Origin of the sequence: Leucobacter aridicollis (assembly GCF_013409595.1) — a bacterium.
Taxonomy (GTDB): domain Bacteria; phylum Actinomycetota; class Actinomycetes; order Actinomycetales; family Microbacteriaceae; genus Leucobacter; species Leucobacter aridicollis.
In genome coordinates this window covers 1,150,473-1,170,625 of record NZ_JACCBD010000001.1, presented here as the reverse complement: position 1 = coordinate 1,170,625, position 20,153 = coordinate 1,150,473, and the positions used below count along the sequence as shown (strand labels likewise).

At 68.6% G+C, this 20,153-nt stretch carries 14 protein-coding genes; 11 read left to right on the top strand and 3 right to left on the bottom strand.

The features are described 5' to 3' along the window. Positions 1–105: 105 nt before the first annotated feature. Complete coding sequence (locus tag BJ960_RS05440) at positions 106–477, top strand: hypothetical protein (RefSeq protein ID WP_185986545.1); 372 nt, start codon at positions 106–108, stop codon at positions 475–477. A gap of 345 nt (positions 478–822) precedes the next feature. On the opposite strand, the gene BJ960_RS05435 is transcribed toward BJ960_RS05440, so the two are convergent. Next, positions 823–2,202 carry an MFS transporter gene (locus BJ960_RS05435; protein ID WP_185986544.1) on the bottom strand — a complete coding sequence of 460 codons (1,380 nt, stop codon included), beginning with the start codon at positions 2,200–2,202 and terminating at the stop codon, positions 823–825. A gap of 313 nt (positions 2,203–2,515) precedes the next feature. Further along, entirely contained in the window at positions 2,516–4,699 is a 2,184-nt protein-coding gene (locus BJ960_RS05430; protein WP_185986543.1) for a malate synthase G, read from the bottom strand. A gap of 109 nt (positions 4,700–4,808) precedes the next feature. Between BJ960_RS05430 and BJ960_RS05425 the strand changes: the two genes are divergently transcribed. From BJ960_RS05425 to BJ960_RS05405, 5 genes are all read left to right on the top strand, one after another. Beyond that, the gene (locus BJ960_RS05425; protein WP_185986542.1) at positions 4,809–5,675 is read left to right on the top strand and encodes an IclR family transcriptional regulator; all 867 of its coding nucleotides are present in this window, start codon (positions 4,809–4,811) and stop codon (positions 5,673–5,675) included. A 100-nt stretch (positions 5,676–5,775) separates the two neighbouring features. Next, positions 5,776–7,152 (top strand): FAD-binding oxidoreductase, encoded by a 1,377-nt coding sequence (locus tag BJ960_RS05420; protein WP_185986541.1) that lies wholly within the window; start codon positions 5,776–5,778, stop codon positions 7,150–7,152. 79 nt (positions 7,153–7,231) lie between these two features. Next, complete coding sequence (locus BJ960_RS05415) at positions 7,232–8,167, top strand: AraC-like ligand-binding domain-containing protein (RefSeq protein ID WP_185986540.1); 936 nt, start codon at positions 7,232–7,234, stop codon at positions 8,165–8,167. A 120-nt stretch (positions 8,168–8,287) separates the two neighbouring features. Further along, positions 8,288–10,396: a primary-amine oxidase gene (locus BJ960_RS05410; RefSeq protein ID WP_185986539.1), complete on the top strand. Its 2,109-nt coding sequence runs from the start codon at positions 8,288–8,290 to the stop codon at positions 10,394–10,396. Positions 10,397–10,468: 72 nt separating this feature from the next. Continuing rightward, positions 10,469–11,881 carry an aldehyde dehydrogenase family protein gene (locus tag BJ960_RS05405; protein ID WP_185986538.1) on the top strand — a complete coding sequence of 471 codons (1,413 nt, stop codon included), beginning with the start codon at positions 10,469–10,471 and terminating at the stop codon, positions 11,879–11,881. An 87-nt stretch (positions 11,882–11,968) separates the two neighbouring features. Here BJ960_RS05405 and BJ960_RS05400 read toward each other — a convergent pair whose 3' ends face one another. Next, positions 11,969–14,293, bottom strand: a complete 2,325-nt coding sequence (locus BJ960_RS05400) for a DEAD/DEAH box helicase (protein ID WP_185986537.1) — start codon at positions 14,291–14,293, stop codon at positions 11,969–11,971. Positions 14,294–14,471: 178 nt separating this feature from the next. On the opposite strand from BJ960_RS05400, the gene BJ960_RS05395 reads away from it, so the two are divergent. The 5 genes from BJ960_RS05395 (at position 14,472) to hpaE (ending at position 20,153) form a co-directional block, all read left to right on the top strand. Next, positions 14,472–15,257 carry a fumarylacetoacetate hydrolase family protein gene (locus tag BJ960_RS05395; RefSeq protein WP_185986536.1) on the top strand — a complete coding sequence of 262 codons (786 nt, stop codon included), beginning with the start codon at positions 14,472–14,474 and terminating at the stop codon, positions 15,255–15,257. Further along, positions 15,242–16,075 carry an HpcH/HpaI aldolase family protein gene (locus tag BJ960_RS05390; protein WP_185986535.1) on the top strand — a complete coding sequence of 278 codons (834 nt, stop codon included), beginning with the start codon at positions 15,242–15,244 and terminating at the stop codon, positions 16,073–16,075. The genes BJ960_RS05395 and BJ960_RS05390 overlap by 16 nt, the downstream gene beginning before the upstream one ends. A gap of 345 nt (positions 16,076–16,420) precedes the next feature. Next, on the top strand, positions 16,421–17,932 hold the full coding sequence (locus BJ960_RS05385; RefSeq protein WP_185988167.1) for a fumarylacetoacetate hydrolase family protein: 1,512 nt from the start codon (positions 16,421–16,423) through the stop codon (positions 17,930–17,932). Between the two features lie 2 nt (positions 17,933–17,934). Continuing rightward, entirely contained in the window at positions 17,935–18,606 is a 672-nt protein-coding gene (locus tag BJ960_RS05380) for a GntR family transcriptional regulator (RefSeq protein WP_185986534.1), read from the top strand. A gap of 50 nt (positions 18,607–18,656) precedes the next feature. Beyond that, positions 18,657–20,153, top strand: a complete 1,497-nt coding sequence (gene hpaE, locus BJ960_RS05375; protein ID WP_185986533.1) for a 5-carboxymethyl-2-hydroxymuconate semialdehyde dehydrogenase — start codon at positions 18,657–18,659, stop codon at positions 20,151–20,153.

Sequence of the window (20,153 nt, the reverse complement as noted above, 5' to 3'; positions counted from 1 at the left end):
GCCCGCGCCGCCGCGTGTGAGTCCCGGCTGGGCTCGTCTGCCGTTCGGGCAATGATCCAACTCGCTGATCCGCGCGCAGACTCCCCCTTGGAGTCCATCAGCCGCATGAGATTCGCCCAGCTGGGTCTCGACGTCGATCTCCAAGTACCGGTCAAAGGCCCGCACGGCGGGACGTTCTTCCTGGACTTCTACGTGCCTAGCCTTGGCCTGTGGGGCGAGTGCGACGGCCGGTCGAAGTACACCGACGCCCGCTTCCGGGGTGGGAAGTCAGCCGAGGAAATCGTCTACGAGGAGAAGCGACGAGCGGATTGGGTCACCGGCAAGACGGGGCTGCGCTTGATTCGGTGGGGCGTCGAAGAAGTCCGCACACTCGCGGCGTTCACCGCGCATCTCCGCGCATTGGGAGTCGCACCCCCGGGAAACCCCGCGAGACACCCAGACCCCGACATCGCCGCAACTCTGACACGCGTCCCCTAAGGCACATCTTTCTCTCGAGAACACATCGAAATTCGCGAAAATAGCGTGTGCCCCGAAGAGATTCATGTGTTTCGGGGCCGCGGCCAAGCGACGCCAGACCGGGCCAGGCTGCAACAAGCGCCCGGCCAGGCCGCACCAAGCGCTGACTCAACTTCAAACGCCCCGTTCCCCGCGGACCGTCCCGCACCCCACGATGGGGCGGAACGGTTCAGCGGGGAACGAGCGTGCGGGAAGTGCGGGTCCCGGCCGGCCTCAGCCAGGCCAGTCGGGCCCATCCAGGCTCAAGCCAGCCAGCCAAGCCAAGCCCAGGCCCAGGCCCAGCCCCAGCCCCAGCCCCAAGAGGGTCTAGTAGCGGGTCGCGGGCTCCCAGACAAAGTGGCCCTGCTGCTGGACCTCTTCGTGCTCGGCGCCGAGCGGGATGTCGCTCCGATCGCGCAGCAGCAGCGTCGCAACGAACGCGACGCACATCACGACGGCGATGTACACCGCGACCGAGGCCGCCGAACCGGTGGTGGCGACGAGCCAGGTCGAGATCATCGGGGCGAACGCGCCGCCGATAATCGCGCCGATCGCGTATGTGATCGAGACGCCCGAGTAGCGGATCGACGCCGGGAACAGCTCGGCGAAATACGCCGCCTGCTGTCCGTAGGTGAGCCCATTGCCGATCGCGAACAGCGACAGGCCGAGGAAGAGCAGCCACACGTTGCCGGTGTTCACGAGCGGGAACAGGATGAAGATCACCGCGAGGAAGGCGATCCAACCAATGATGTAGGTCGGCTTGCGCCCGATCCTGTCGGAGATCACACCGGCGGCGAACGTCATGATGAGCCAGACGACCGAAGCCGCCGCGACAGCGAGCAGCACCTCGGTGCGGTCCATGCCAACGTGGCCGCCCTCGGAAATCGGCGTCGTTGCGTAGTTCTGAATGTACCCGCCGGTCGTCATGTAGCCGGCAGCGTTGTTACCGGCGAAGGTGAGCGCGGCGAGGATGATGAGCAGCCAGTGGCGCTTGAACAGCTGCAGCACGGGCGCCTTGGTCTGCTCCTTGCGCTCGGAGATCTCGGTGAACACGGGGCTCTCTTCGACCGAACGCCGCACGACGATACCGACGACGATGAGGACGAAGCTCAGCAGGAACGGCACGCGCCAGCCCCATTCAAGGAAGGCTTCGCCTGGCGAGATCACACCCGTCATGAGCGCGAGCACGCCCGAGGCGAGCAGCAGGCCGATCGGCACGCCGATCTGCGGGAACGCCCCCATGCGTCCACGCTGACCGTCGGGAGCGTGCTCGACAGCCATCAGCACGGCGCCACCCCACTCGCCGCCGGTCGACAGGCCCTGCAGAATGCGCAGCAGCATGAGCAGCACGGGCGCGAGCATTCCGACCTGTGCGTATGTCGGAAGCACGCCGATGAGTGTCGTCGCGACGCCCATCAGGATCAGCGTGACCACGAGCATCGCCTTGCGGCCAATCTTGTCGCCGAAGTGGCCGGCGAGGAACGCGCCGAGCGGGCGGAACAGGAAGCTCACGCCGACGGTCGCGAACGACAGGATCGTGGCGAACTGCGGACCCGCAGGTTTGAAGAAGAGCTCAGCGAAGACGAGGCCGGCAGCGCTCGCGTAGAGGAAGAAGTCGTACCACTCGATGGTGGTGCCGATGACGGTGGCGGCGGCGACCCGCCGCAGCTCGCGCTGCGATGTGGGCGCAGCAGTGTGGGAAGACATACCCAGAGGACTCCTTTGTCGTTTAGTGAACAGCGTGTGCGGTAATTGAACACCACAGCTCGCGGTTCACCCTACAGGATTCCGCGCCGCCGTGCCGCATCGCAGCGCAAATTCCCCACAGTCGTCGCCCGCGCATTCCTCCGCATCCGCACCGACGCTGGGGCCAATGACCCGCCGGCCCCGCACGGGCAGCCCTCAATAGAACTCCAGGTCAGGAGACATATTCAGGCCAGCCCACCCGCAAGGCGACGGCCCCGCACCCCCACAAAGAGGGTGCGGGGCCGCCGACCACCGTTTGCCAGCAGACTCTGGGCTACGCTCCCGCGAGCTCCGCCTTCTTCCGCAGCCGCAGCGCGTGCAGCAGCGGCTCGGTGTAGCCGTTCGGCTGCGTCGTGCCCTCGAGGATGAGCCGGCGAGCCGCCTCGTACGCCGTCCCCGCGCCGCCCGCGAGCGGCTCGTAGGTCGCGTCCGCGGCGTTCTGCCGGTCTACGATGACGGCGCATTTGGCGAGCGCCGCATCGATCTCGTCTTCGGTGATGACGCCGTGCAGCAGCCAGTTCGCGAGTAGCTGGCTCGAGATTCGCAGCGTCGCGCGGTCCTCCATGAGTCCAACGTCGTGGATATCGGGCACCTTCGAGCAGCCGACACCCTGATCGATCCAGCGCACGACGTACCCGAGGATCGACTGCACGTTGTTCTCAAGCTCTGTCGCGACGATCTCCGGGGTGAGCGCGCCCTCGGGAGCGAGCGGGATCGTGAGGAGCTCGCCCAGGCTATCAGCCGGCAGCTCGGGCAGCCCGTGGCGCGCAACGAAGGCGTCCTGCTGGTGGTAGTGCAGCGCGTGCAGCGTCGCGGCGGTCGGCGACGGCACCCACGCCGTCGAGGCACCGGCGCGCACGTGCCCAATCTTCTGCTCGAGCATCGCGGCCATGAGGTCGGGCATTGCCCACATGCCCTTGCCGATCTGCGCGCGCCCGTCGAGGCCGCACTCCACGCCGATCGCGACGTTGCGCGCCTCGTACGTCGGCAGCCACGGCTGTTCGCGGATCGCACCCTTCGGCAGCATCGCTCCCGCACGCATCGAGGTGTGGATCTCGTCGCCCGTCCGGTCGAGGAACCCGGTGTTGATGAACACGACGCGGTCGCTTGCCGCGGCGATGCACGCGGCGAGATTCGCCGAGGTGCGGCGCTCCTCGTCCATGATGCCGATCTTCAGGGTGTTCGCTGGCAGGCCCAGCAGCTCCTCGACCCGGCCGAAGAGCTTCGCAGCAAAGACGACCTCTGCCGAGCCGTGCATTTTCGGCTTCACGATGTACATTGAGCCGGCGCGCGAGTTGCGCCCGGCCGCCGGCCCGCGCAGCTCGACGAGCGATCCGACGGCGGTCATGACCGCGTCGAGGATGCCCTCGAACACCTCAGCCCCCGCCGCATCGTGGACGGCCGGGGTGCGCATGAGGTGGCCCACGTTGCGGACGAACAGCAGCGAGCGACCAGGCAATGTGAGCGTCCCGCCGTCCGGCGCCGTGTACTCGCGGTCGGGGTTCGCGCTGCGGGTGAAAGTTTCGCCGCCCTTCGTGACCTGCTCAGCGAGCGTGCCGTCCATGAGGCCGCGCCAGTTCCGGTACCCGAGCGCCTTGTCGTCGGCGTCGACCGCAGCGACCGAGTCCTCGAGGTCCATGATGGTGGTGAGCGCGGACTCGAGCTCGATGTCGTCGATGCCTGCGGCGTCGGCCTGGCCGTTCGTGCCGGTCCGGTCGACAACGATGTCGATGTGTAGTCCGTTGTGGGTGAGCAGCACGCGATCCGGCGCGGCCGCGTCACCCCGGTAGCCGGCGAACGCGGCGGGGTCGGCGAGCCCACTCGTGCTGCCGTCGTTCAGCGCGACGGTGAGGGCGCCGTCGACGACCGCGTACCCGGTTGCGTTGGTGTGGGAGCCGACCGCGAGCGCCACGTGCGCATCGAGGAACCGCCGCCCCTCTGCGATGACCGCCGCCCCGCGCGCCGCGTTGTACCCGGTCCCCGGCGCGAGGTCACCGTCGCGCGAGATCGCGTCGGTGCCGTAGAGGGCGTCGTAGAGCGAGCCCCAGCGCGCGTTGACGGCGTTCAGCGCGAAGCGGGCGTTGAGCAACGGGACGACGAGCTGCGGGCCCGCGAGCACTGCGATCTCAGGGTCCACGCGGTCGGTGGCGATCGCCACGTTCGCGGGCTCCTGCTCGAGATAGCCGATCTCCGTGAGGAAGGCGCGGTAGGGCGCCGGATCGGGCTGGCCCGGGTTCGCGGCGTGGTAGTCGTCGAGCGTCGCCTGGAGCTCGTCGCGGCGCGCAAGCAGCGCCTCGTTCTCGGGGGTGAGATCGGCGAGGATCGCAGCGACCCCGTCCCAGAATGCTTCGTCCGAGACCGTGCCACCGGCGGCGCGGTCCGCGGCGAGCGCCTCCTGAGCAAACTCGACAATCGGGGTCGCGACGGAAAGCCCTGCGCGGGTTTCGGTGGGGATCATTGGGGTGGTCTCCTCGGTAGGCGGCGTTGACATGGGGCGTGCTCGCCCCAGCCCCCACACTAGGGGTCTAGCCCTTGTTTTGGAATCGCAATTCCGTATCATGGAATTCATGACGGGACAGGATCGCGAGCACACCGACCGCTCGGCGGAGCACGAGACGGCGGACACCGAGCCAGCACGGCACGCGCCAGCGCAGCACGGGCGCGCGGAGCACGAGCCGGCACAGCGCGAGCCAGCATCCTCGGGCCACGTGCAGTCCGTGGCGCGCGCGTTCGCGCTCCTCGAGTCCCTCGCGGACGCGGCCGAGCCACTATCGCTGCAGACCATCGCCGAGCGCACGGGTCTCGCGCAGCCCACCGCGCACCGGCTCCTCAAGACGATGCAGGGTCTCGGCTACACGCGGCAGACGGCGGCCAGGGAGTACGGCCTCGGTCCGGGCCTCATCGCTCTCGGCAATCGCGCTGCCCCGGAGCTCGCCGTGCGCGCGCAGCCGCTGCTGCGCGACCTCGAGGAGCTGTCGCAGGAGACCGCGAACCTCGTCGTGCTCGACGGTACCAACGCCGTCTACGTCGCCCAGCAGCAGTCACGTCACCAGATGCGCATGTTCACCGAGGTCGGTCGACGGGTCCTGCCGCACGCCGCGGGCGCGGGCAAGGCCATGCTTGCGACGTTGAGCGAGGCACGCGTCCGGGCGATCCTCGAGGTCACGGGGCTCCCCCGGTACACCGAGACGACGCGCACGACGGTTGCGGATCTGCTGCGCGAACTGCGAGAGACCCGCGGGCGCGGCTACGCGCTCGACGACGGCGAGCGCGAGGTCGGCGTCCGCTGCATCGCTGTCGCCGTTCCCGGGTCGAACCCTCCGGCGGCGCTGTCCGTCTCGGGTCCCGCCGCGCGGATCACGGACGACATGGTGCCCCGCGTCGTCGAGGCGTTGCAGGGCGCGGCTGCCCGTCTGAGCGGGGCCGCGCGCTAGCGAGATCCGGATCGGGCACACACCGCGGCCTGCTACCATCCCGTCGCAACCGGCCCCACTCCGGCACGGACACCGGAGTCCGACGATGGAAGGCAGTTCAATGACGCACGCAGCCGACACACTCGAAGCCCTCGCGACCGCGCTCCCGCCGGAGTCGCTCGTCACCGACCCGCCCGCGATGGACGCCTACCGGTGGGATCGCGCTCGCGACCCCAACGCCGGGGTCCCGCTCGCGGTCGTTCGGGCGTCGTCGACGGCCGAGGTCCAGCAGGCGATCAGGATCGCCGGGGCGGCCGGCATCCCCGTCGTTCCGCGCGGCGCCGGGTCAGGATTGTCGGGCGGGAGTTCCGCGGTGGCGGGCGGCATTGTGCTGTCGCTCGACCGAATGCGTTCGATCGAGATCGATCCTGCCACCCGCACCGCGACCGCGGAGCCCGGTGCGCTCAACGCTGAGGTGAAGGCCGCGGCAGCCGCGCACGGGCTCTGGTACCCGCCGGATCCGTCGTCGTTCGAGTTCTGCTCGATCGGCGGCAACGTCGCGACGAACGCCGGCGGGCTATGCTGCGTGAAGTACGGGGTCACGACCGACTACGTACTCGGCATGACGGTCGTGCTCGCCGACGGCAGCGCGGTGACGCTCGGCGGGCCAAGGCTGAAAGACGTCGCCGGCCTCTCGCTCACCAAGCTGTTTGTCGGGAGCGAGGGCACGCTTGGCGTCATCACCGAGGTGACACTGCGGCTCATCCCCGCCCAGGAGGCGCGGACCACGCTCGTCGCGGCATTTCCCGCCCTCGCCTCCGCGACCGCGGCGGTCCTCGGCATCACCGCCGAGATGCGCCCGGCGATGCTCGAGTTCATGGACCAGGAGACGATCGGCGCGGTCGAGGACGAGACCCGGATGGGCCTCGACCGGGACGCGGCGGCCATGCTCGTTGTCCAGTGCGACGAGCCGGGCGAGCACGCCGCGCGGCTCATCGAGCGCGTGGCCGAGATCTGCACGGCCGCCGGCGCGTCGGAGTGTTTCGCGACGTCGGATCCGGAGGAGGGCGAGGCCTTTGCCGTCGCACGGCGCATCGCGATCCCGGCGGTGGAACGCCGCGGCACGCTTCTCCTCGAGGATGTCGGGGTGCCACTGCCGCGACTCGGCGACCTGGTCTCGGGGATCAGCGACATCTCCGCCCGCCGCGACGTCCCCATCGCGGTCGTCGCCCACGCCGGAGACGGCAACACCCACCCGCTCATCGTGACCGATCCCGGCGACCCCGCGCAGTGCGCGCGAGCTGACCTCGCGTTCGGCGAGGTCATGGACCTCGCGATTCGGCTCGGCGGCACCATCACCGGCGAGCACGGCGTCGGCAGGATGAAGCAGCCGTGGCTCGCGGACTACCTGGGGCCCGATGTCATGGAGCTCAATCGGCGCGTGAAGCGCGCGCTCGACCCAGCGGGCATCCTCAACCCCGGAGCCGTCTACGGGTGAGGCCCGGTCGGGCCGCCTGCGCGCCCATGTCGCGATCACGCGGGTTGGCATTCGAGAATTTCCGAGTAGTGTGTGCGTCATGAGTGGGCACACCGTCGTGGAGAGCCTCGGAGCCTTCCGAGGCATGGTTTCGAGTTCGTTCGTACCGCTGGAAATCACGCGAGAGCGCGAGCGGCGCGGCGCCCCGTTCAGCGCGAGCATGGCCTCGATCGACACCGACGGCATCGCGTTCACGGAGATCGCGGCGCGCCCGCACGTCGTGCACCGCACCACCGCGAGCATTGCGGACGGCGGATCGGGGTTCTACAAGGTGAGCTTGATGCTCTCAGGGTGCGGGCACCTCGTCCAAGACGGCCGCGAGATCGTCATCCAGGCTGGTGACCTCGCGATCTACGACACGTCCCGCCCGTACACGCTCGAGTTCGATGACGCGTTCAAGACGCTCATCGTGATGTTCCCGAAGGACAGGCTCGACCTCCCGCCCGCGCTCACAGATCAGCTCATCGCGGCCCCGCTTGCTGACGAACACCCGGGACTGCTGCCGATCGTCTCGAGCTACCTGTCGCAGTTCCCGAGCCAGCTCGCTCCGCTCCCCGAGGGCGTCCGCGCGAAACTCGCTCACACCAGCCTCGACCTGCTCGGCACGCTGTTCGCCGACGTGCTCGACGCGTCGCCCGCGCAGCGGGATCCGCACCAGCTCCTGCTGCAGCGCATCTGCGGGTACATCGACGAACACCTCGGCTCTCCGGAGCTCTCCCCCGGGTCGATCGCCGCCGCGCACTACATCTCCAAGCGCCACCTCCACGTCCTGTTCCGCACCGCAGATACCACGGTCTCGAGTTGGATCAGGGATCGCCGGCTCGAGCGGTCGCGCGCCGATCTGCGCGACCCAGCGCTCGCGGATCGGACGGTCGCCGCGATCGCGATGAAGTGGGGCTTCGGCGACGCCGCGCACTTCAGCCGCGTGTTCAAGGCCACCTATGGCGTCTCGCCGCGGGAGTTTCGCGTCGCGTAGCCCGCGGGCAACTTCGATCACCGCGCGTCAACGCCGCTGCGCGCACGCGCAAGACGCCCCGCCTTGCCGTTGTCATACTGAGGATGGTTCACTCCCTCAACGGCGACAAGGACGGTTTCAATGACGCACGTTCACGGCTCACACGCCCCGGATGTCACGCACACGCACGGCAAGCGGATCACGACGCCGACCGAGGTGAGACATCCGTTGGACCCGCTGACCGGCGACGAGATCGCAGCCGCGCGCGCGATCCTCGTCGACGCAGGCCACTTCTCGGAACACACCCGGGTGCCCCGGATGCTCCCGGTGGATCCCCCGAAGGATGCGCTCGCCGCGTGGCGCGCTGGCGACCCGATGGACCGGCGGATTCGGGTGACGCTGCTCGAGCGCTCAACGGGCGTCGCATCGGAAGCGATCGTGTCGGTGACGCGCGGCGAGGTCGACTCGCTGGAGGTCATTCCAAACGGTGCGGCCCCGTACGGGCAGCCCCAGTACCTGTTTGAGGAGTACGACGACGCGGCCGACATTGTGAAGGCGTCGCCCGAGTGGCAGGCGGCGATGCGCCGCCGCGGGCTAGAGGAGCACATGGAGCTCGCGTTCTGCTCGCCGCTTGCCCCTGGCTTCTTCGGGCGCGAGGACGAGATCGGCAAGCGCATCGTCCGCTCGCACACGTATCTCCGCTTCTCGGAGGACGACAGCCCGTGGGCGCACCCGATTGAGGGGCTCGTCGCGCACGTCGACCTCACCGAGCGGCGCGTCTTCAGGCTTGACGACGAGGGCGACGTGCCCGTCCCCGAGCAGCACGGCAACTACACGCTCGACGTGCAGGGCCCGGTGCGAACCTCGCTCAAGCCGATCGAGATCACCCAGCCCGAGGGCCCGTCGTTCTCGGTCGACGGCAGCCTCGTGCAATGGGAGAACTGGAAGTTCCGGGTCGGGTTCAACCAGCAGGAGGGCCTCGTGCTCAACCAGGTCACCTGGCGCGACGGCGATGAGGATCGCTCGGTCGCGACCCGCGCGAGCGTCCCCGAAATGGTGGTGCCGTACGGCGACACCTCGGTGAGCCGGCACTGGATCAGCTACTTCGACGCCGGCGAGTACCTGCTCGGCAAGAACGCGAACTCGCTCGCGCTCGGCTGCGACTGCCTCGGCGTGATCCACTACTTCGACGCGTTCGTGCCCGACGACCACGGCAACCCCGTCGTCATCCCGCAGGCCGTCTGCATGCACGAGGAGGACTACGGCATCCTCTGGAAGCACACGGACCTCGCCAGCAACGCCGAGACCCGCCGCAGCCGCCGGCTCGTCGTGAGCTACTTCACGACGATCGGCAACTACGACTACGGGTTCTTCTGGTACTTCTACCTCGACGGCTCGATCCAGATGGAGGCCAAAGCGACCGGGATCGTGTTCGCCGGCGCCGGGATCCCCGGCAGCGACGACCCGCACGGCCCCGAGATCGCGCCCGGCATCTTCACCCCCGTGCACCAACACATCTTTTGCGCGCGCCTCGACGTCGCGATCGACGGCGAGGACAACACGCTCCACGAGATCGAGGCGGCAGGCATCCCGACCGGCCCCGACAACCCATACGGCAACGCATTCACCTGGACGAACACGCAGCTCACGAGCGAGCTTGAGGCGCAGCGCATCGCGAACGGGCTCACGTCACGCGTGTGGGAGGTACGCTCCGCCCACCGTACGAACTACGTCGGCAAGCCGACGGCGTACTGGCTCATCCCCGAGGGCAAGATGCTGCTCGCGGCGCAGCCCGAGGCCACCGTGCACGGGCGGGCGACCTTCGCGACGAAGCACCTCTGGGGCACCCAGTACGACGCCGAGGAGCTCTACCCGGCCGGCTCCTACCCGAACGCGCACGAGCCCGGCGCAGGCCTCCCCGCGTGGACCGCGGCAGACCGGTCGCTCGACGGCGAAGACCTCGTGCTCTGGCACTCGTTCGGCCCGACCCACATCCCCCGCACCGAGGACTGGCCGATCATGCCAGTCGACTACTCGGGCTTCTGGTTCAAGCCGCACGGCTTCCTCGACCAGAACCCGGCGATGAACCTGCCCGCCGACGCGCGCGCCGGGGCCTCCTGCTCGCGCGGCACTAACGCCTCCGGCGCGGCCGGCGGTGGGTGCTGCGCGGGCGGCGGCTGCGGCTGCTGCGCCGGCGACAGCTGCCGCTGCGGGGGAACCGCGTGCGCCTGCGGAAAGCCGCGCGCGTAGCGGCCCGGATCCCGACTCGACGCCCGTCCAGACGCGGGTACCCACCCCACCACTTCCACAGAGGAGAGATACATGTTGAGCTACGAAGAGCTACTCGCCGCCGTGACCGCGACAAGCGGCGACAGCCGTGAGGTTCGCGATCCCGCGACCGACGCCGTCATCGGCCAGGCACCCGTCAGCGATGTTGCCGCGCTCGAGGTGGCGATCGATCGGGCCGAGGCTTCCCAGCGAGCATGGGCGGCGCTCGGGCACGAGGCGCGGAGCGAGTACCTGAACCGGGCGGCCGACGCGATTGAGGAGCATGCCGAGCCGCTCGCTGAGTTGCTCTCGCGCGAGCAGGGCAAGCCGCTGAACGGCCCGAATGCGAGATTCGAGGTCGGTGGCGCCGTCGCATGGACGCGGGCCGCGGCCGACACCCCGCTCCCCGTCGAGGTTGTCGTCGACGACGAGTCGGGCTACGCCGAACTGCACTACCGCCCGATCGGCGTGGTGGGAGCGATCTCGCCCTGGAACTGGCCGATGATGATCTCGATCTGGCAGATCGCGCCGTCGCTGCGTATGGGCAATACCGTCGTCATCAAGCCGGCGGAGACCACGACGCTGTCGGTGCTCGCGCTCGTGCACGTGATGAACACGGTGCTCCCGGAGGGCGTGCTGAACATTGTCCCCGGCCCCGGCCGAACGGTCGGCGATGCACTCACGCGCAGCCCCAAGATCGGCAAGATCATGTTCACCGGCTCGACCCCGGTCGGCAAGCGCATCATCGAGGCGTCGGCGCCGAACGTGACGCGGCTCACGCTCGAGTTGGGTGGGAACGACGCGGGGATCGTGCTGCCGGACGTGGATCCGAAGGCGATCGCTGAGGATCTGTTCTGGGGCGCATTCATCAACACCGGCCAGACGTGCGCTGCACTCAAGCGCCTGTACGTGCACGATGCTGTGTACGACGCAGTGGTCGAGGAGCTTGCTGCGGTAGCGGCGGCCGTGCCGATGGGCGTTGGGCTTGACGAGCAGAACGTGCTCGGCCCGCTGCAGAACCGAGCACAGTTCGACATCGTCGACAGGCTCGTCGAGTCGGCCAAGGCCTCGGGCGCGCGCGTTGTGCTCGGCGGAAACCCAGACCGCGAGGCGGTCGGTAACTTCTATCCGGCAACGCTCATCGCCGACATCGATGCCCACCAGGAGCTCGTGCTCGAGGAGCAGTTTGGCCCGGCCCTGCCCATCATCCGCTACTCGGACGTCGACGAGGCGGTCGCGCTCGCCAACGAGCTCGAGGTCGGTCTCGGATCCTCGGTGTGGTCATCAGACCGGGCCAAGGCGCTCGAGGTCGCGGCGCGGCTCGAGGCCGGCACGACCTGGATCAACTCGCACGGTGGCCTGCACCCGATGATCCCGTTCGGCGGCGCGAAGCAGTCAGGCTACGGGCGGGAGTTCGGCGTGCTCGGGTTGCAGGCCGTCGCTGAACCGCACGTCATCAGCGGCTAGCCCGCGGGGCTCCGCCCGACGCCGTTCACACAATGAGGAAGGCCCCCCGAGACGTTCGTCCCGGGAGGCCTTCCTCATGTCCGCTGGTTACCAGCGCGGCTTGCGCTTGCCGTCAGCGCGGTCGTTGCCGCGGTCGTTCCCGCCGTAGCCGCCGCGGTCTCCTCCGTAGCCACCGCGTCCGCCGCGGTCTCCGCCGCGGTCATCGCGCCCGCGGTACCCGCCGCGATCGCCACCGTAACCGCGGTCGTTGCCGCCGCGGTCGCCACGGTCTCCGCCGTACCCACGGTCGTTGCCGCCACGGTAGCCGCCGCGGTCTCCCCCGCGGTCGCCGCCGTATCCACCGCGATCTCCACGGTCATCGCGTCCGCGGTACCCGCCACGGTCTCCGCCACGGTCGTCACGACCACGGTACCCACCACGGTCTCCGCGGTCGCCGCCGCGGTCGCCGCGGTCGTAACCGCCACGACCGCCGCGGTCGCCACGATCCTCCCAGCCCTTACCGCGCGGGCTGGGGCCTGAATCCTCGCGGAGCTCAATGAGCTTGCCGCTGATGCGGGTATCCGACAGCGCAGCGACGGTCTCCGCAGACAGCCGCTTCGGGAGCTCAACGAGCGAGAAGTCGTCGCGCACCTGGATGCGACCGAAGTCGTCGCGGGTGAGGCCACCCTCGTTCGCGATCGCGCCGATGATCTGGCCGGGCTGCACCTTCTGGCGACGGCCCACCTCGATGCGGTACATCTGCAGGTCGTCGCGCTGCGCGCGCGGCTCACGCTTCTCACGGTCGAACCGGCCGCCGCGGTCGTCGCGACCGCCACGGTCGCCGCGATCCCGATCGCGCTGCCCGTCTTCAAGGAAGCGAGCCGCCTGCTGCCGGTCGCGCGCGAACTTCTGGTCGTCAGACTCGTCCAGCAGCAGCTTCGTCTTGCCCTGCGACACAACCGCGAGCGCGGCCGCGACGTCGGTCTCGGGCACATCGTGGTGACGCACGTAGTGGTCGATGATGTCCCGGAAGCGCTCGATCCGGCTCGTCTCGCCGAGCGCCGCGGTGATCGCGTCGTCGAAGCGGGTGAGGCGGGTCGCGTTGACCTCTTCGACGCGGGGCAGCTGCATCTGCGTGAGCGTCTGCTTCGTTGCCTTCTCGATCGAGGTGAGCATGCGACGCTCGCGCGGTGTGACGAAGCTGATCGCGTCGCCCGAACGGCCAGCACGTCCCGTACGGCCAATGCGGTGCACGTACGACTCGGTATCGATCGGCAGGTCGAAGTTCACGACGTGGCTGATGCGCTCAACGTCGAGGCCGCGCGCCGCGACGTCGGTCGCAACGAGAATGTCGAGGCGGCCGTCCTTCAGCGACTGCACGGTGCGCTCACGCACGTTCTGGGGCACGTCACCGTTGATCGCGGCTGCCGAGTACCCACGCGCACGAAGCTTCTCGGCGACCTGCTCGGAATCACCGCGGGTGCGCGTGAAGACGATGAGGCCGTCGAAGTCTTCGACCTCGAGCACGCGGGTGAGGGCGTCGACCTTCTGCATGTACGAGACGACGATGTAGCGCTGCGTGATGTTCGACGAGGTCTGCGTCTTGCCCGCGATCTTCACCTCGCGCGGATCGTTGAGGTACTGCTGCGAGATGCGGCGGATCTGGTTCGGCATCGTGGCCGAGAACAGCGCGACCTGCTTCTCCTTCGGCGTGTCGGCGAGGATCGTCTCGACGTCCTCCGCGAAGCCCATCTTGAGCATCTCGTCGGCCTCGTCAAGCACGAGGTACTTGATCTGGGTGAGGTCGAGCGAGCCGCGCTTCAGGTGGTCCATGATGCGACCCGGCGTGCCAACGACGATGTCAACGCCGCGGCGCAGAGCCGAGAGCTGCTGGCCGTACGCCTGACCGCCGTAGACGGGAAGCAGGTGAACCTCGGGCAGCTTCGACGCGAAGCTCTCAAAGGCCTCGCACACCTGGAGCGCGAGCTCACGGGTCGGAGCGAGCACGAGGGCCTGGGGCACACCCTGACCGGGCTCGATGCGCGACAGGATCGGCAGCGCGAACGCGGCGGTCTTGCCGGTGCCAGTCTGCGCGAGGCCGACGACGTCGCGCCCCGACAGGAGGGTCGGGATCGTCGCCGCCTGGATGGCGGACGGAGTCTCGTAGCCGACGGCGGTAATCGCCTCGAGCACCTTCGGCGCGAGGCCGAGGTCTGCGAAGGTCACACGCTCAGTGTCGGCATCGGCGTCGTTTGCGTCTGCGCCCTTCGCGGGAGCGTCGACTGCCGGAGCATCGGTTTCGGGATCGGAGGAAGTTTCGGGGGCGTTCGCGGGAGCGGCTTCTGGCGACTCGGTCTGCGCGTCAGCCGGAGCGGTCTCAGCAGCGATGGTTTCGTCTGCGGACTCGGGCGCGGTGTTCTCGGAAGAGGGCATCGTATCAGTCTACACCCTCATGGTATACGCCGAGGAACACCCTCAGACGCCCAGCGCATTCCGGGCTAGAATCGCGACCCGGGATCGTATACGATCTGAGATATGGCCGCGGGCGGCGCGTTCGTTCCCGCGCCCCAAGCGACCCGACAGCCCACACCCCGAAGAAGCGGAGGCCCCTGTGCTCGATCCCTCTCAAATCGCATCCATCGCAGATGAACTCGTCCAAGCGGACCGCGACCGCGCGGTGCTTCCCCGGCTCACCTCCCGCTTCCCCGAGATGGTGATCGAGGACTCGTACGCGATCCAGAAGGAGTGGTCCGATCGCCGCATTGCCGCGGGGGCCCGCCTCGTTGGCCACAAGATCGGCCTCACGTCGAAGGTCATGCAGGTCGCGACCGGCATCACGGAGCCGGACTATGGCGTGATCCACGACGACATGGTCTTCGAGTCCGGCGCGACACTTGAGTTCGATCGCTTCTCGAACGTTCGCATCGAGGTCGAGCTCGCGTTCGTCCTCTCGAAGCCGCTCACCGGCCCGAACGTGTCGCTGTTCGACGTGCTCGACGCGACCGCCTACGTCGTCCCGGCGCTTGAGGTGCTGAACTCGCACCTGGAACTCGAGGGCCGCACGATCGTCGACACCATCTCGGACAACGCCGCGATGGGCGCGATGGTCGTGGGCGGTCGCCCGGTCAAGGTCAATGACGTCGACCTCACCTGGGTGCCCGCGCTCCTCTACCGCAACGAGACCATTGAGGATTCGGGCGTCGCGGGCGCTGTCCTTGGACATCCGGCGCTCGGGGTCGCCTGGCTCGCGAACAAGCTTGCGCAGCACGGGCAGTCCCTCGAGGCCGGCGAGATCATCCTCGCCGGCTCCTTCACGAAGCCCATGTGGGTCGAACGCGGCGATACCGTGCACGCCGACTACAACGGATTGGGGTCAGTGACGTGCCGATTCATCTAGAACTTCCGCCCACGCTGCGCGACCGCCTCGCGGAATCCGATCGTGCGCTGATCGGCCTGTGGGCGACAGCGGGCAGCGCCGTCAACGCCGAGATCGTCGCGGGCAGTGGCTGCGACTGGGTGCTTCTCGACGCTGAGCACTCCCCCAATGGACTCGAGTCGCTGCTCGCCCAGCTGCACGCGATGGCACCGTACCCGGCGACCGTCGTCGTGCGCCCGCCATACGGCGACACCGTAACGATCAAGCAGTTCCTTGATCTCGGGGCGCAGAATCTGCTGATCCCGATGGTCGACTCTGCCGAGCACGCCGAGGAGGTCGTGCGCGCCACCCGGTACGCCCCCGAGGGCACGCGCGGGGTCGGGTCGGCGCTTGCTCGATCCGCGCGCTGGAACCGAGTCGAGAACTACCTCGCCCGGGCGAACGACCTCGTGAGCGTGACCGTGCAGATCGAGTCGGTCGCCGCTGTGAGCGACGTGCAACGTATCGTCGCGGTCGACGGCGTCGATGCGGTGTTCGTCGGCCCCGCTGACCTCGCGGCGTCGATGGGCCTTCTCGGGCAGCAGTCGCACCCGGCGGTCGTTGATGCGGTGCTGCACGTGATCTCGGCAGCGCGGGCCGCGGGGAAGCCCGTCGGCGTGAACGCGTTCGTGCCGGAGCAGGCGGAGCGCTACATCGAGGCCGGGGCGAACTTCATCGCGGTGGGAGCCGACGTCGCGATTCTCGCCCGCGCGACCGAAGCGCTCGTTGACCAGTTCATTCCGTCAGGATCCGAGGGTGCCACAGCGGGCGACACTGCCGCGCCGCGCGCCAGCTACTAGCTCAGCCCCGGGTTCGGTCCCCTCATCCCGCAAGACAGACATGTTCCGGCAAAACATCCCCTTCCCCACAGCGTTCTAGGGCCTGTTCCGCAAGGAAGCTACTCTCCGGCGGGGTGAGGGCGCAGGGACCCCGGAACGGCACACGCAGGCGCAATGCCCAGCGGCCCCGCCACCACAGACGCCCCTTCCCAACGGCCACCAGATCATATACGATATGAAATACAAAGAAGAGACGAGGTAGTCATGACGCTCGGAAACGAAGCAGCGCTCGGAAACGAAGCCGCTTTCGACAACGAACTCGACAGTGAGTTCGAGGACGAGTTCGACAGCGAGTTCGGGATCGATATGCCCGGCAAGATCATCGCTGTCCATCTGAACTATCCCTCACGGATCGCGCAGCGCGGGCGCACCCCCGAGTTCCCCTCCTACTTCTTCAAGCCGGCCTCATCGCTCGCCCCGACCGGCGGCACCGTCGAGCGTCCCGCCGGCACCGAGCTGCTCGCGTTTGAGGGCGAGATCGCACTCGTCATCGGAGAAGCGGCCCGCTGGGTCTCCCCCGAAGACGGCTGGCAGTACGTCTCGCAGGTCACCGCAGCGAACGACCTCGGGCTCTACGACCTGCGCGCCGCAGATAAAGGCTCGAACGTGCGCAACAAGGGCGGCGACGGCTTCACGCCGATCGGCCCCGTCACGATCCCGACCGACGGCATCGGCGAGGGCGACTGGCGCGTGCGCACCTGGGTCAACGGCGAGCTTGTCCAGGAGGACACGAGCGACACCCTGAAGTTCCCGTTCGGCCAGCTCGTCGCAGACCTCTCGCAGCACATGACGCTTGAGCCGGGTGACGTGATCCTGACGGGCACGCCCGCGGGCTCCTCCGTGCTGCTCCCCGGCGACGTCGTCGAGGTCGAGGTCGACGCCCCGACGGCGCCTGGCGCCCCGACTACCGGGCGCCTTGTGACGACAGTCACGCAGGGCGAGACCGAGTTCGGGGACTTCGGCAACCGGCCCGCCGTCAACGACCTGCAGCGAATCGAGGCGTGGGGCAGCGAGGAGGAGCACGCGGCGGCCGTCGCGGCCGGCCGCGCGACCCCGCTCGACGCACCCGCCGCCAGCGCGAGCGACGCAGCCTCCACCGACGCCACCACGTCGCCGGCGAGCCCGCTCACGCCCGAGATCCGCGAGCTCCTCAGCGGCGTCGCGGTCGCGACGGTGTCCGCCGCGCTCCGCAAGCGCGGATACACCGAGATCTTCATCGACGGCGTCTACCCGAACCACGAGGGCGACGCGATCCTCGGCACGGCGAAGACGCTCCGCTTCATCCCGTTCCGCCCCGACCTCTTCAAGGAGCACGCGGGCGGCTTCAACGCGCAGAAGCGCGCGTTCGACACCGTGAACGAGGGCGAGGTGCTCGTCGTTGAGGCGCGCGGCGTCCCCTCGACGGGCACAGTCGGCGACGTCTTGGCGCTCCGCGCGCAGGTCCGCGGTGCGGCCGGTGTCGTCACCGACGGCGGCGTGCGCGACTTCGCGGCCGTGCAGCAGTTCGACATCCCGGTGTTCTCGCAGGGCGCGCATCCGAGCGTGCTCGGCCGCCGCCACGTCCCGTGGGAGACCGATGTCACGATCGCGTGCGGCGGGGCCGCCGTGCAGCCGGGCGACATCATCATGGGCGACCGCGACGGGGTCATCGTGATCCCGCCGTTCCTGCTCGCTGAGGTCGCGGCCGAGGCCGCCGCCCAGGAGCTCGAGGACGGTTGGGTTGCCGACCGCGTCGCCGAGGGGCACGCCGTCGACGGGCTGTTCCCGATGAACGCCGAGTGGCGCGCCCGCTACGTCGCCGAAACCGGCAGGGGCTGATCGTGTCGACCGAATCGAAGTCCGAGCGCGCGTACCGCCTCATCCGGGGCAGGATCGACGCTGGCGAGTACATGCCCGGCTACCGGCTCGTGCTCGCCCCGATCGCGGCCGAGCTCGACATGTCGGTGGTGCCGGTGCGCGAGGCGATTCGCCGTCTCGAGGCCGAGCAACTCGTCACGTTCGAGCGCAACGTCGGCGCCCAGGTCTCGCTCGTGAAGGAGACTGAGTACCTGCACACTATGCAGACGCTCGCGCTCGTGGAGGGCTCGGCGACGGGCCTGGCCGCGCCGTTCATCACGAAGGATCAGATCACCCGCGCCCGCGCCGTCAACGCGACGATGCGCGAGTCGCTCGAAGCGTTCGATCCCACGCGGTTCACCGAGCTCAACCTCGAGTTTCACGCGGTGCTGTTCGAGACGTGCCCGAACCCGCACATCCTCGACCTCGTGCACCGCGGCTGGAACCGCATGAAGGTGCTGCGCAACTCGTCGTTCAGTTTCGTGCCCGGCCGCGCGAGCGAGTCGGTCGAGGAGCACGAGCGCATTCTGCAGCTCATCGAGCAGGGCGCGAGCCCGCTCGACATCGAGCTCGCGGCCCGCGCGCACCGTACGGCAACCCTCGACGCGGTACTCGCGCACTCCGAGGAACTCAAGCACCCGGTCTCGGCCGCGTAACGCACTCACCCATTCCCCAGTTTCCACTACCCCAACACGGAGGCGACAACATGACTCACACGAAGCCCGCAGGGCTCCCCGACAAGATCCGCCACTTCATCGACGGCAAGTTCGTCGATTCGGTCGGCGGCGAGGAGTTCGACGTTCTCGATCCCGTATCGAATGAGACCTACATCCAGGCGACAGCCGGCCAGAAGGCCGACATCGACCTCGCCGTCGCGGCCGCACGCCGCGCGTTCACCGAGGGGCCGTGGCCGAAGATGCTGCCGCGCGAGCGCTCGCGGATCCTGCACAAGGTCGCCGACATCGTCGAGTCCCGCGACGCACAGCTCGCGGAGCTCGAGAGCTTCGACTCGGGCCTGCCGATCACGCAGGCGAAGGGCCAGGCGCGCCGCGCGGCCGAGAACTTCCGGTTCTTCGCAGACCTCATCGTCGCCCAGCACGACGATGCGTTCAAGGTGCCGGGCCGCCAGATGAACTACGTGAATCGCAAGCCGATCGGCGTCGCGGGCCTCATCACGCCGTGGAACACTCCATTCATGCTCGAGTCGTGGAAGCTCGGCCCCGCGCTCGCGACCGGCAACACCGTGGTGCTGAAGCCCGCCGAGTTCACGCCGCTGTCGGCGTCGCTCTGGGGCGAGATCTTCCGCGAGGCCGGCGTGCCCGACGGCGTCTTCAACCTCGTCAACGGCTTCGGCGAAGAGGCAGGGGACGCGCTCGTCAAGCACCCCGAGGTTCCCCTCATCTCGTTCACGGGCGAGTCGAGCACGGGCTCGCTCATCTTCGGCAACTCGGCGCCGTTCCTCAAGGGCCTGTCGATGGAGCTGGGTGGCAAGAGCCCGGCCGTCGTCTTCGCTGACGCGGATCTCGAGTCGGCCCTCGACGCGACGGTCTTCGGCGTCTTCAGCCTGAACGGCGAGCGCTGCACCGCAGGCAGCCGCATCCTCGTCGAGCGGTCAATCTACGACGAGTTCGTCGAGCGCTACGCCGAGCGCGCGAAGAACGTTGTCGTCGGGCTCCCCTCCGATCCGGCGACTGAGGTCGGCGCGCTCGTGCACCCCGAGCACTACGAGAAGGTCATGAGCTACGTCGAGATCGGCAAGACCGAGGGCCGCCTCGTCGCCGGCGGCGGTCGCCCCGACGGCTTCCCGGTCGGCAACTTCGTCGCCCCCACGGTATTCGCCGATGTGAAGCCCGACGCGCGGATCTTCCAGGAGGAGATCTTCGGCCCCGTCGTCGCCATCACCCCGTTCGACACCGACGAGGAGGCGCTCGAGCTCGCGAACAACACGAAGTACGGTCTCGCGGCGTACATCTGGACCTCCGACCTCAAGCGCGCGCACAACTTCTCGCAGTCGGTCGAGGCCGGCATGGTGTGGCTGAACTCGAACAACGTGCGCGACCTTCGCACCCCGTTCGGCGGCGTGAAGGCTTCGGGCCTTGGCCACGAGGGCGGGTACCGCTCCATCGATTTCTACACCGACCAGCAGGCAGTGCACATCACGCTCAACGAAGCGCACTCACCGAAGTTCGGCGCAGGCAAGTAA

Bases quoted from the DNA above. Each gene is read 5' to 3' on its own strand.
- BJ960_RS05400 (WP_185986537.1), bottom strand. From the start codon at position 14,293: ATGCCCTCTTCCGAGAACACCGCGCCCGAGTCCGCAGACGAAACCATC.
- BJ960_RS05435 (WP_185986544.1), bottom strand. From the start codon at position 2,202: ATGTCTTCCCACACTGCTGCGCCCACATCGCAGCGCGAGCTGCGGCGG.
- BJ960_RS05430 (WP_185986543.1), bottom strand. From the start codon at position 4,699: ATGATCCCCACCGAAACCCGCGCAGGGCTTTCCGTCGCGACCCCGATT.
- BJ960_RS05440 (WP_185986545.1), top strand. From the start codon at position 106: ATGAGATTCGCCCAGCTGGGTCTCGACGTCGATCTCCAAGTACCGGTC.
- BJ960_RS05415 (WP_185986540.1), top strand. From the start codon at position 7,232: ATGAGTGGGCACACCGTCGTGGAGAGCCTCGGAGCCTTCCGAGGCATG.
- BJ960_RS05385 (WP_185988167.1), top strand. From the start codon at position 16,421: ATGCCCGGCAAGATCATCGCTGTCCATCTGAACTATCCCTCACGGATC.
- BJ960_RS05405 (WP_185986538.1), top strand. From the start codon at position 10,469: ATGTTGAGCTACGAAGAGCTACTCGCCGCCGTGACCGCGACAAGCGGC.
- hpaE (WP_185986533.1), top strand. From the start codon at position 18,657: ATGACTCACACGAAGCCCGCAGGGCTCCCCGACAAGATCCGCCACTTC.
- BJ960_RS05425 (WP_185986542.1), top strand. From the start codon at position 4,809: ATGACGGGACAGGATCGCGAGCACACCGACCGCTCGGCGGAGCACGAG.
- BJ960_RS05410 (WP_185986539.1), top strand. From the start codon at position 8,288: ATGACGCACGTTCACGGCTCACACGCCCCGGATGTCACGCACACGCAC.
- BJ960_RS05420 (WP_185986541.1), top strand. From the start codon at position 5,776: ATGACGCACGCAGCCGACACACTCGAAGCCCTCGCGACCGCGCTCCCG.